Raw genomic sequence first — 11869 nt, 5'->3', positions numbered from 1 at the left:
CATCTGGCCTCAGCGCGCCATGCCCTGCGGATAGCGCGCGTCGGTCAGGCAGGCACGCAGCCAGCCGGTGTCCTCGGCATCGAGTTCGGCTTCTGCATCGAGCTTGGGCGAAGCCTTCGGCGTCGATGCCGCAATGCCTGGCTGGAGGTTCCAGCGCGCACCCGGCCTGCCGCTGCCATCCGCCTCGGGGCACGGGCTGCCGCCTTCCGATCCGTCGCCGCATGCCGCAACGGTCTGGAGCCGGCCCTGCACGACATTGCCGACGAGCCGCGTCTGGTAGTAACCGCCGCTGGCCCAGTCGTCCCGCAGCGTGCAGACGCGCTCGTGGTGCTGGTAGCTGCGGTCGCTGAAGCAGCCGTAGCTCAGCTGCTGGCCGCCGGGCAGGAAGTCGCACGAGGTCGCGAAGCCCGCGAACGGGCCGCCTGTGAACTGGGCGAGGAACGTGCGCTGCGCCTGCGCGGCCTCGAGCAGGCGCGGCACGGCGCGGTCGGTCTTGCCGGGCTCGCCCAGCGTGCGGGTGCGGCGGCGCATTTCCTGCAGGAGGTTGCGGGGCAATGCGGCGGCATCGGGCGCGCCGGGGTAGTCCATGGGTGAGTCGAAACGCGTGTCGCGCGCTTCGATCCAGCGCTTCTGGCTGCGCACCAGCATCGCGCGCAGGTCGGCGTCGTTGCCGGCCTGCTGCACGAGGGCGGCGTAGGCCTTGCCCATTTCCGCGTCGGCGGCCTTGAGCCTGGCATCGGCGCAGATCATGTGCTCGACGCGGTTGCCGGCCTTCCTGCAGTCGATGGCGTGGGCGGAGCCTGCGCCGGCGAGCAGCAAGGCGATGCAGGCGGCGTGCAGGGGGAGGCGCTCGGTCTCGATCATCTTCATCATCCTGTTCAGCGGCATTTGACGTCGTAGCCCACGACGCCCGGAAGCGCGCTCTCGCCGGCGGTAACGAGCGACAGCGTGCCCGCCGCGGCCTTGTAGCTGAAGCTGCAATAGGCAAGCCCCGTTCCCGCGCAGGACTCGACCTCGACGATGCCGCGCCTGATGAAGCCGGCCTGCCGCGATTCGCCGTCGGGCTTGATGCGAACGGGCTTCCAGCCCTTGTCGGCTAGCGCCTTGCGTGCCTTGTCGATCGGCATGCCGTAGACGTTCGGCACGCTGGCACGGCCCTGGCAGACGGATTCCTCGTCGGCCAGCCTGCCCAGCCGCACGGTGCCGTCGGCCTCCACGCGCAGATCGCCCACCGGCGAGCCGACGATGTCGCCGTCCCACACGCGCACGCTGCCGCCTTCGAGCGGCGTCAGGTTGCCGATGGCGGTGTCCTCGGCCGACTTGCCGTAGGCCAGCGCGAAGAGCCTGTCGCCGTCGAAGAGCGCCACATTGCCCTGGGTGATGTTGCAGGTGCCGCTGGTGCCGGGCTCCATCCGGCCGGCGAAGCTGACGGCGCGATAGGGGCCCAGCGGCACGTCGGCCATCACCGCCCAGCCCTGCGCCGCCACCAGTTTCGCCGCCGCCGACTTCGGCTTTGCCACCCGCCAGGGGCAGCCGTCGCGGTCGCTGGCGCTTCCGCCGGCCTTGGACAGGCTGGTGATCGCTTTCATGCGGATGTCTTTCAGGTCGGACTGCACGCGCGGCGCCGATGCACCGGTTTGAGCCGTGGCGGGCAAGGCCAGCGCCAGGCTGAGCGCGAGAGTGGCAGTTGCCCTAAATGCAGGAAGGCAATGGTGGGAAGACATGAGGGGAGATCGGGAAAAGAATGGGTGAAAAGGACCTGGAACGGCGTCGCCGTTTCGAATCGGCCGGGATTATCGCGATGAGTCGCGGCGTCCATCGAGATTTGTCATTTTCCGGTACCTGATCGTACCCATGACGTGCCGCTGCACCATGGAGTATCGGCTTTCCAATGAAAAATCAATGTTCTTTTCAAGAATCATCCATATTGAAAAAGAGATTACAACTTATATCTAATAAATCGAAATAATTAATATTGTAAAATATAATTCATTGAGTATCTTTATATTACTATTTGGACATTCGGCTTGATTTAAATTTCAAATCAATTCAAAAAAATGACTCCAAAATGAGACAGCAAAGGCTGCAACCTCCATCCCATTTCATAAGATTTGTTTGCAAAAAATATTTCAAAAATTGCACAGGGAGCCTGAATGGTTTTTGGCTATTCAATGGCCTTTGAATGGATGGGACGGGGCTCATGAACAAGACTTATCGTTCGTTGTGGAACGAATCCCTCGGCGCCTGGGTAGCGGCGTCCGAGATCACTTCCGCCGGAGGGAAACGCAGCGGAACCCGGGTGGCCACCATGCCCCTCGCGCTCACCTTGCGCCCCTCGGGGCACTTTCGCGCGGGAGTCATGAGTACGCTGCTGGCCTTGGGCGGACTCGGCGGTGCCTCGATGGCGCAGGCGCAATCGGCGATTTGCACCACGGCGCCTTACAACTACTACAGCGGCAGTGCGACGTGCGCGGGTCAGCAGGCTGAGGCGACCGCGGGTGGAGCCACTGCCATAGGTTTCAACGCTGCCAGTACAGGGCTGAATGCCACGACCCTCGGCTACGGCGCCATAGCCTCTGCGGTCAATGCTCTTTACCTGGGCGCACGCACCGCCCCGGGGACAGGTGCGCTAGGCGAGAGTTCGATCGCAATCGGTACGGATGTCACCTCCAACGGCTCGGGGTCCATCGGGATCGGCGTGCAGTCGAAAGCAACTGGAGACGGCGTTGCCGTGGGTGTACGCGCAAATGCCGCAGCGTCGGGTGTCGTCGCTGTGGGTAGCGGCGCTGCGAGTTCAGCAGTTAATGGTGTGTCTATTGGTGCCGGAGCCACGTCCTCCGGAGTCAACTCCATTTATCTAGGCGCTCGCACCGCCCCGGCGACAGGCTCCCTGAGCGAGAGCGCGATCGGAATCGGCACGGACGTGACCGCGAGCGATACATACGCAACCGCCATTGGCTTCAATACGAAGGCGACCGGGCTGCGCAGCGTCGCCCTTGGATACCGCGCAAATGCGCTCGCGCTCGATACCATCGCGCAAGGCAACAGCGCCAACGCAGCCGCCCAGAATGCCATTGCGATCGGCTTCCAGTCGATCGCATCCAAGCTCAATTCCATCAATCTTGGCTCGCGCACGGTGCCGGGAACGGGCGCCACGGCCGAGGGCGCCATCGCCGTCGGCACGGACGTGGAGGCATCGCAGACTCGCGCCGTCGCCATGGGTCTCGCAAACCGCGCGGCCGGCGTCGACGCACTTTCGATCGGTACGCGGACCAACGCAGCTGCCGACAACGCCACGGCGCTCGGCTCGGGCGGGACCACCGCCGCCACCGCCGTGCGCGCCACTGGCACCGGTTCCGTGGCGGTTGGCGGCAACGCGACCGCAGGCGCCAACGCTGCGGGAACCAATGCCATCGCCGTCGGCGGCGAGTCGTCCGCCACGCAGACGGAAGCGATCGCAGTCGGCCGCCTGTCCAGCGCCTCGGCCCTGAACACCATCGCGGTCGGCAGCAATACCCGGGCCGACTCGGCCGAAGCGGTTGCAATCGGCACCAACGCCACCGCCACCGGCGGCAAGGCCGTGTCCATCGGCTCCGGCAACACCGCCTACGGCAATGGCGCCGTGGCCATCGGCGATCCGAGCTTCGCGAGCGGTACTGGCGCGTACGTCGGCGGCGCGGACAACATCGCCAACAGCGACGGCACGGCCTCGGCCACCGCCGCCAACCAGGCCAATGGCGCGGTCGCCATCGGCAATGGCAACAAGGCGATCGGCCAGGGGTCGGTGGCATTGGGCAATGGATCCACGGCCGGTGCCGCCGGCAAGGCGGGCAATGTGGCTGTCGGCGACGCGGCAACGGCAGCGGCCAACGCGGGCGACGTCGCGCTGGGCTCCGGCTCGGTCACCGCCACGGCGGTGGGAACGCCGAGCGCGACCATCGGCGGCACGGTCTACAACTTCAAAGGCACCACGCCGGCGAGCACAGTGAGCGTGGGCAGTGTGGGCGCTGAACGCACGATCACCAACGTGGCGGCCGGCCGGATTTCCGACACCTCGACCGATGCCATCAACGGCTCGCAGCTGAACGCCACGAACCTGCAGGTCACGAAGAACACGGCCGACATCACCAATATCAACGACGGCGGGGGCATCAAGTACTTCCACGCGAAATCGACCCAGCCCGACTCGCAGGCGGTGGGAGCGGAATCCGTCGCCATCGGCCCGAACGCCGTGGCCAACAACGCCAGTGCCGTGGCGCTGGGCTCCGGCTCGGTGACGGACGTGGCCGTCGGCACGCCCAACGCGGTGATCGGCGGCACGACCTACAAGTTCGCCGGCACCGCGCCGACCAGCACGGTCAGCATCGGCGCCGTCGGCGCGGAGCGCACGATCACCAACGTGGCGGCCGGCAGGCTCTCCGATACCTCGACCGACGCCGTCAACGGCTCGCAGCTGAACGCCACGAACCTGCAGGTCACGCAGAACACGACCGACATCACTAACATCAACGCCGGCGCGGGCATCAAGTACTTCCACGCGAACTCGGTCCTGCCCGACTCGAAGGCGCTGGGGACGGATTCCGTCGCCATCGGGCCCAACGCGGTGGCCAACAACGCCGGTGCCGTGGCGCTGGGCTCGGGCTCGGTGACGGACGTGGCCGTCGGCACGGCCAGCACGGTGATCAACGGCACGACCTACAACTTCGCCGGCGCTGCGCCGACGAGCACGGTCAGCGTCGGTTCGGTCGGCGCCGAGCGCACGATCACCAACGTGGCGGCCGGCAGGCTCTCGGGCTCGTCGACCGATGCTGTCAACGGTTCACAGCTCTTCTTCACCAACCAGTCGATCGAGAACCTGAGCAGCACGGTCACCGCCAACAAGATCAGGTACTTCAGCGTCCAGTCCACCGGCGGCGGCAACGAAAACAACAACGGCGCCACAGGTGCAGACGCTGTCGCCGTGGGCAAGGATGCGAGCGCCACCGTCAACAACGGGATCGCACTCGGCTCGGGCTCCGTGTCCGACCGCGCGGTCGCGGGCAGCACCGGCAACATCCCCGCGGGCAGTTCGCTGATCCCATTCAACACGACCGACCGCACGCTGCTGGGCGCGCTCTCCGTCGGCAGCGCCACCACCTACCGCCAGATCACCAACGTCGCCGACGGCACGCAGGCGCAGGATGCCGTGACGGTGCGCCAGCTCAGCGGCGCGCTGCAGTCCTTCGCTGTCACGCCGATCCAGTACTTCCACGCCAACTCCACGGCGGCCGACTCGCTGGCCATCGGCGCGGAATCCGTCGCGGTCGGCCCGCAGACGGTGGTCAACGGCAACAACGGCGTGGGCATCGGCAACGGCGCCGTGGTGCAGCAGAGCGCGCCCGGCGGCATCGCGATCGGCCAAGGGTCGACCTCGCACCTGGCCGATTCGATCGCGCTGGGCACGCAGTCTTCCGCCGCCGCGGTGCAGGGCGTGGCGCTGGGCGCCGGCAGCAGCGTGACGCAGGCAGGCGGCGTGGCGCTGGGCGCGGGCTCGGTGGCATCCACCGCAGCGGGCGTGGCCGGCTACGTGCCGCCCACCGCGACCGACGCGCAGCGCATCGCCATCGGCGCGACCACCAGCACGCTGGCGGCCGTGTCGGTGGGCAATGCCGCCAGCGGCCAGTTCCGCCAGATCACCGGCGTGGCGGCGGGCACGGCCGACAGCGACGCAGTCAACGTGTCGCAGCTTCGGGGCGTGCAGGGCCAGGTGGCGGTGATCGATCAGTCGACTGTCAAGTACGACACCAACGCGGACGGCACGACCAACTACAACAGCGTGACCATGGGCGGCAGCAACGCCACTGCGCCGGTCACGGTGCACAACGTGGCGCCGGGCGTGGCGGGCACCGACGCCGTCAACGTCAACCAGCTCAACGCGACCAGCGCCGGCCTGAACAACCGCATCAACGCGCTGGGCGACCGCCTCGACGGCGTGGAGAAAAACGCGTACGCCGGCGTCGCCGCCGCCATGGCGCTGCAGATGCCCGGCAGCTACGTGCCGGGCAAGACGGTCATGCGCATCGGCGCGGGTTCCTTCAAGGGCCAGAGCGCGGTGGGCGTGAGCTTCCGCCGCACCTCGGAGAACAACGCCTGGAGCATCACGGGCGGCGTGGCCACCAGCCGCGCCGGCGTGGGCGCCACCGTCGGCGCGGAATGGGTCTTCAACTGAAGGGAAGGCGATACAGATGAACCGGACGAACCCCATCATGAACAAGCTCCTTCCCTCCAGGACCCCTTCCGTTATTTCCGCGCTCTGCTTCGCTGCACTGCTGGCCGGCGGCTGCGCCAGCCCGAGCTACACCGTCACGCCCGAGATGCAGGCCCGCGCCGCATCGGAAAACCCGGCGCCACCAAAGGACGACGACTTCCCCGCCCCGGGCTCGGCCAAGTGGCAGCAAGGCGCCTTCCCCAGCCTCGACGCCCTGCGCAACATGCGCACCGGCATGGGCAAGGACCAGGTGCGCGAGCTGCTGGGCTTTCCGCACTTCAGCGAAGGACTCGGCGGCGTGCGCGAGTGGAACTACATCTTCCATTTCCGCACCGGCGCGGGTCCCGAGTACCTCACCTGCCAATACATGGTGCGCTTCAACGCGGACGTATTGACGAACGGCATGTACTGGAAGGGCCCGGGCTGCGCCGACCTGCTGCGCCCGCCGCGCACGGCGGCCACGCCCGTCGCCACCGCCCAGCCGGCGGCTCCTGCCGCGAGGACCACCCTCGGCGCCGATGGCCTCTTCCGCTTCGACGGACGCTCGCTCTCCGACCTGCTGCCCGGAGGACGACGCAGGCTGGAGGCGCTGGCGAGCGACATCAAGAGCAGCAGCGCAGCGGTGGAGTCGATCCGGATCACGGGCCACACCGACCGGCTCGGCACCACCGCCTACAACCAGGCGCTCTCGCTGGCGCGCGCCGAGACCGTGCGCGACTACCTGGCGCAGGCGGGCGTGCCGGCGCAGGCCATCCAGGTGCAGGGCAAGGGCGAGTCGGAGCCGAAGGTGCAGTGCGCGCAGACGGCGAAGCGGGCCGGGCTGATCGACTGCCTTGCGCCGAACCGCCGCGTCGAGATCGAGGTGTTCGTGCGGCGATGAGAGCCGGGAGCGCCGGCGGCCCGTCAGGCGCTCCCCCACCCGCCCCCGAGCGCCTTGTAGAGATTCACGAGGTTCACCGCATCCTTGAGCTGCAGCTCGATCAGCTGCTGCTGCTCGGCATATAGCTCGCGCTGCGCGTCCTGGCTGGAGAAGTAGTCTTCCAGGCCGCTGCGAAAGCGCGTGCGCGAGATGCTCGCGACCTTCTCCAGCGACTGCACGCGCAACTGCTGCGCCTCCAGCTGCGGGCGCAGGTGGTCGCCCGCGATCAGGGCGTTGGCGGTTTCGCGGAAGGCAACCTGCGCGGCCGATTCGTACGAGGCCATTGCGGCCGCGAGCTTCTCTTCGTTGCTCGTGATGTTGGCCGAGCGACGCCCCCAGTCGAACAGCGGCAGCGACACGCCGAGCACTCCGGCCCAGCTCCGGTTGCCGCTGTTGAGCAGCGTGTTCAGTTCGTTGCTGACGCCGCCCGTCAGCGCTGTCAGCGAGATGGTCGGCAGCATGGCCGCCCTGGCCGCGCCGATGCCGGAGTTGGCGGCTTCGACGCGGGCGCGCGCCGCCAGCAGGTCGGGCCGGCGCTGCAGCAGGCTGGACGGCAGCCCCGCCGCCACGGGCTGGGTGGAGCGCTCGGGCCAGGGGCGCGCGGAGCCGGTGTCCGGCGGCACGGGCTGGCCCACCAGCACGTTCAGCCCCTGCAGGTCCTGCGCGACGCGCATGCGGTACTCCTCCTGCCGTACGCGGGCGTTCTGCAGCAGCGACTGCGCGCGGTACACGTCGAGCTGCGCGGCGCCGCCCACGGCCTTGGCGCGGCCAATCATGTCCGCGTTGGCCGAGAGCGAAGCCGCGTTGGTGTCGGCCAGCGCGAGCAGCGCACGATCGGCGCGCAACGTGAGGTACGCGTTGGCCACCTCGCCCACCAGGTTCATGCGTGCCGCCGCGTAGTCCTTGTCGCCGGCCTCGGCCAGGGAGCCGCTTTGCTGCGCCGTGCTCTGCTGGCGGCCGAAGAAGTCGAGCTCGTACGACATCACGCCGGCCTGGACATCGAAGCTGTTCGACACCCGCCCGTCCGACGGAATGTTGCCCACCGGGCTGAGCGAACCCAGCGGCGTGGTCTTCGCGCGCTGCGCGTTGCCGGAGAGCCCCAGCTCCGGGAACAGCGAGGCGCGGCTTCCCGCATAGACGGCTCGCGCTTCGCGCGCGCGCGCCGCATACACGCGCAGGTCCCGGTTCTGGCGCAGGGCCGTATCGATCAGGCCGCGCAGTTCGTCGTCCTGCACGAAGCCGCGCCAGTCGGCGGGCTCCGCCGCCGGCACGGTGGTGCCGGCGGGCCAGCTCGACGGCACCGTCAGATCAGGCTGCTTCAGCGGCGGCGTGAGGTTGCAGCCGCTCGTCACCAGCAGCACGCAAACCGCCAGCACGAGCAGGGAAAGCCGCAGGAACATGCGCACGAAGCCAGCCCCGGGCGAGCCGAACCCCGCGCTCGCGAGCAGCGCCGAGGCCGCGCCCCAGGGACGAACCTGCACCGCGACGTGGCTCGGGGACACGTTGAAGACGTGGCTCACCAGCTGCTCGCGCTGCGCTTCGGTGGCGGCAAAGCGCAACTCCGCGCCGACGCGCCTGCGGCGGTCGATAAAAGCCGGCAGCCAGCCCACCGGATCGACATAGACCTCCAGCGGCTGCCCCACGCGCAGGCGCTTGAGCATCGCGCCGCCTTCGAGCAGGGCACCGTCCGCGGCGATGTTGACGAAGCGCGATTCGCCCTCGCCCGCCGCCGTGCGCACACGCGTCGCGGCGCGCCACGGAAAGCGCTCCTCGCCGTCCGGCCTGGGCAGGTCGACGCAGGCGATGAGCGCGCCCAGGCACAGGACGAGCGCGATGCCGGTCCACACCAGGTTGAGCTGGTCGCCCGGCGCGAGCGCCGGCCCGGTCATGATGGCCGTCGCGCCGCCCAGCTGCAGCGCGACGAGCAGTCCGCCGAACACGGCGACCAGCTTCCAGTGCACCACCGTCTTCGAACGGTCCAGCCCCTTGGCCGTGACCTTGAAGGGATGGCCGAAGGGCTTGAGCATCGCGGCGAACAGCGTGCCCGTGACGGCCATCGCCGCGACGAGCTGGCTCACCTCGCTGAACACCGGCAGGCAGCGCCGCTGGCTGATCCAGTAGCTGTAGGCCCAGAACATCATGAGCGGCGGCAGCCCGTAGGCGGCGAAGGCCTGCGGCGTCGCATGGAAGGCCGAGACGCCGGCATACCAGTACAGCGCGGGCGCCAGCATGATCAGCGCCATGAAGGGCTTGCCCAGCCAGTGCAGCAGCCCGTGCAGGAAATGCAGCCGCGCCGAAAGGCTGTAGCCCTTGCCGCGCAGGGGCCCCTGCGGCAGCAGCGCGAGCTGCACCGTACCCAGGCACCAGCGGCTGCGCTGGTTGATGTAGTCGACGATGCTCTCGGCCGACAGCCCGTTCGACAGCCGCTCGCCCAGCCAGCGCGTGACGTGGCCGCGCCGCAGAAGCAGGTAGGTGGTGTGGATGTCTTCGCACACGCTGCCCACCGGGAAGCCGCCCGCGGCCGTGATCAGGTCGCGGCGCACGATGAACGAAGTGCCCACGCAGAAGGCGGAGTCGACCGCATCCTTCGCGGGCTGCAGCACGTCGAAGAACACGCGCTGCTCGTCGACCCAGCTGTCGGTGGCGCGCAGGTTGTGCTGTATAGGGTCGGCGTTGTAATAGAACTGCGGCGTCTGCACCAGGCCGACCTTCGGGTCGTCGAAGAGCCCGAGCATGCGGTAGGCGATCTGGCGGCGCGGCGCGAAGTCGGCGTCGAGCACCAGGATGAAGGGTGCGTTGGTCGTTTGCGCCGACAGCCGCAGGCCGTTGTTGAGGTTGCCCGCCTTGGCATGGCTGTTGTCGGGCCGGCGCGCATAGTTCACGCCCTTGCGTTCGCAGTAGTCGCGCAGCCAGTCGCGCCGGGTGTCGTCGAGCACCCAGACCTGCAGGCGCGGGTAGTCGATGGCCTGGGCGGCGATGATGGTCTTCTCGAGCACGGCCAGTTCCTCGTTGTACGTGCAGATGAACACGTCCAGCGCCGGCACATCCGCGCCGCGCTTGCGCAACGCGGCCTCTCCGAGATCTGCGAGCCCCCGGTTGTCGCGGCGCCGCATCAGCATGTGGATGGACATCAGCGTGTAGACCACGGCCGTCATCTCGAAGAAGAGGAAAACCCAGGCGAACAGGGTCTCGAAGCCGAGGTCCGAAGGCGGCATGGTGGCGGTCACGCGCCAGACGGCGTAGCGCATGAGCAGCAGCGCGGTCAGCGCCCCGAACAGTGCGCGGTGGCTCGTGCGCTCGACACGGCCCCACGTCATCAGGAGCAGCGCGAGCCCCGCCACGAGGGCGTTGAGCTGGAACTCCGGCGTGGCGATCAGGTGGGACATGATGGAATGGCTCCTGCTGCGGCGGTCTTGCCGGTGAATGGGTTGAAGCCGGTGGCGGCCAGCGCGATCCACGCGGTGGCGCCCAGGTGCGGCCAGTGGTAGTAGAAGAAGTCGGCACCGGGCGAATCGGGCCCGATGGCCAGCCCGGTGGAAATGCGGGCGCTGGGCGTGGCGTAGTACAGGCCGTTGTCCGCACGCTGCGATGCCAGCAGCCGCCACAGCGCCTCGGGCGCCGTGCCCTTGCGGGCCACCAGCGTGGCGGCGAACTGCGCGCTGCCCTCGGTCCAGATGCCGTCTGGGTCGCGAGAGAAACCGTAGCCCTCGCCGGATCGGTGGTGCTTCTGCGCCCAGTCGAGCGCACCCGTCCAGGCGCAGGAACGATCGGTCGCCGCCAGCAGCGGCCAGAGCTGTGCGTCGAGCCCCGAGCCCTCGGTGGAGATGGTCGAACCGTCTTCCTTGGTCCCGATGTTGAAGCGCTGCTCCGCCGGATTCCACATGCGGGCGACGAATTCGAGCGCGGTGCGTGCCTGACGGCGCATGGCCTCGTTCTGCCCACCTGCCTCGCCCAGGCGAGCGGCCCAGGCGGCGGCCACCGCGATGTCGATGTTGTGCTCGGTCGACTTCCAGGTCTGCGCACGCTGTGCGTTGTCCCAGCCGTACCAGCCGCCGTTGTAGCCGTCGGGGTCGTTCTTCGCGCGCGTGCGCTGCTCGATCCAGCCGAGCAGCTTTCGTGCACCCGCCGAATAGGCCGGCGACGGCTCGGCCTGCGACAGGTTCAGCAGCAGCAGCGCGGCCCAGGCCACGTTGCCGGTGGCGGTGCTCACCTGGTAGGCATCGGCGATCCACTGCTTGCGGCCCTCGTCCCAGCGGCCCGGCAGCGCGGCTTTGTCCTCGGTCATCGGACCGGCGCGATAGGCGTTGCGCACGCGGCCATCGGCGGCGTTGGGGTCGCGCTCGATGGCGCGCACGACGGCATCGCCGATGCGCCTGGCGGAAGCTGCGTCGCCGCATGCCAGCAGCGCGATGCCGGCGAGTGCGTTGTCGTAGGTATAGGCCGCGCCCGCCAGCGCCGGTTCCAGCGGCGGCGAGCCGCGGTCGTTGCCGGCGGGGCGGTAGCTCGCGAGGAACAGCGGTCCGGTGGTGGCGCCCTTCTGCGCATCCTTCACCGCCTGGCGCAGGCCTTCGCAGCTTTGCTGCGCGAGGCGCTGCTGAGTCGCTGTCGCTCCTGGCTGCTGGGCAAAGGACGCCACGGGCAGGGCAGCCATGCAAAGCGCCAGGGCACGCAGCATCGGAACGGCTCGCATGGCGTGTCCTTTC

Annotated in this window: 6 protein-coding genes and 1 pseudogene; 3 read left to right on the top strand and 4 right to left on the bottom strand. The window is 68.6% G+C overall.

All coding sequences use genetic code 11. The annotated features are described in order from the left end of the window. Positions 1 to 9: 9 nt before the first annotated feature. Together AC1VNX_RS09980 and AC1VNX_RS09975 are read right to left on the bottom strand one after the other, a co-directional pair. A complete protein-coding gene (locus tag AC1VNX_RS09980; protein WP_483156556.1) occupies positions 10 to 864 on the bottom strand; it encodes a lysozyme inhibitor LprI family protein in 855 nt (284 codons plus the stop codon). A 14-nt stretch (positions 865 to 878) separates the two neighbouring features. Next, complete coding sequence (locus AC1VNX_RS09975) at positions 879 to 1724, bottom strand: PASTA domain-containing protein (RefSeq protein ID WP_483156555.1); 846 nt, start codon at positions 1722 to 1724, stop codon at positions 879 to 881. A 458-nt stretch (positions 1725 to 2182) separates the two neighbouring features. On the opposite strand from AC1VNX_RS09975, the pseudogene AC1VNX_RS09970 reads away from it, so the two are divergent. From AC1VNX_RS09970 to AC1VNX_RS09960, 3 genes and pseudogenes are all read left to right on the top strand, one after another. Continuing rightward, positions 2183 to 2296 (top strand): annotated as a pseudogene (locus AC1VNX_RS09970) (ESPR domain-containing protein); the annotation flags it as partial. 12 nt (positions 2297 to 2308) lie between these two features. Next, on the top strand, positions 2309 to 6208 hold the full coding sequence (locus tag AC1VNX_RS09965) for a beta strand repeat-containing protein (protein WP_483161923.1): 3900 nt from the start codon (positions 2309 to 2311) through the stop codon (positions 6206 to 6208). Between the two features lie 37 nt (positions 6209 to 6245). Continuing rightward, positions 6246 to 7127, top strand: a complete 882-nt coding sequence (locus tag AC1VNX_RS09960; protein ID WP_483156554.1) for an OmpA family protein — start codon at positions 6246 to 6248, stop codon at positions 7125 to 7127. Between the two features lie 23 nt (positions 7128 to 7150). Here AC1VNX_RS09960 and AC1VNX_RS09955 read toward each other — a convergent pair whose 3' ends face one another. Together AC1VNX_RS09955 and AC1VNX_RS09950 are read right to left on the bottom strand one after the other, a co-directional pair. Beyond that, entirely contained in the window at positions 7151 to 10552 is a 3402-nt protein-coding gene (locus tag AC1VNX_RS09955; RefSeq protein WP_483156553.1) for an efflux transporter outer membrane subunit, read from the bottom strand. Beyond that, positions 10540 to 11856 carry a hypothetical protein gene (locus AC1VNX_RS09950; protein WP_483156552.1) on the bottom strand — a complete coding sequence of 439 codons (1317 nt, stop codon included), beginning with the start codon at positions 11854 to 11856 and terminating at the stop codon, positions 10540 to 10542. Before AC1VNX_RS09950 ends, AC1VNX_RS09955 begins: the two co-directional genes overlap by 13 nt. Between the last annotated feature and the right edge of the window lie 13 nt (positions 11857 to 11869).

Source organism: Variovorax sp. TLI9-5A (genome assembly GCF_056867935.1).
Note: the sequence above shows the minus strand (reverse complement) of the source record. Positions and strands in the feature narration are given on the sequence as shown.

What these genes read in the sequence shown, in the direction of transcription:
- AC1VNX_RS09980 (WP_483156556.1), bottom strand. Translation starts at nt 864, where the DNA reads ATGATCGAGACCGAGCGCCTCCCCCTGCACGCCGCCTGCATCGCCTTG.
- AC1VNX_RS09975 (WP_483156555.1), bottom strand. Translation starts at nt 1,724, where the DNA reads ATGTCTTCCCACCATTGCCTTCCTGCATTTAGGGCAACTGCCACTCTC.
- AC1VNX_RS09965 (WP_483161923.1), top strand. Translation starts at nt 2,309, where the DNA reads ATGCCCCTCGCGCTCACCTTGCGCCCCTCGGGGCACTTTCGCGCGGGA.
- AC1VNX_RS09960 (WP_483156554.1), top strand. Translation starts at nt 6,246, where the DNA reads ATGAACAAGCTCCTTCCCTCCAGGACCCCTTCCGTTATTTCCGCGCTC.
- AC1VNX_RS09955 (WP_483156553.1), bottom strand. Translation starts at nt 10,552, where the DNA reads ATGTCCCACCTGATCGCCACGCCGGAGTTCCAGCTCAACGCCCTCGTG.
- AC1VNX_RS09950 (WP_483156552.1), bottom strand. Translation starts at nt 11,856, where the DNA reads ATGCGAGCCGTTCCGATGCTGCGTGCCCTGGCGCTTTGCATGGCTGCC.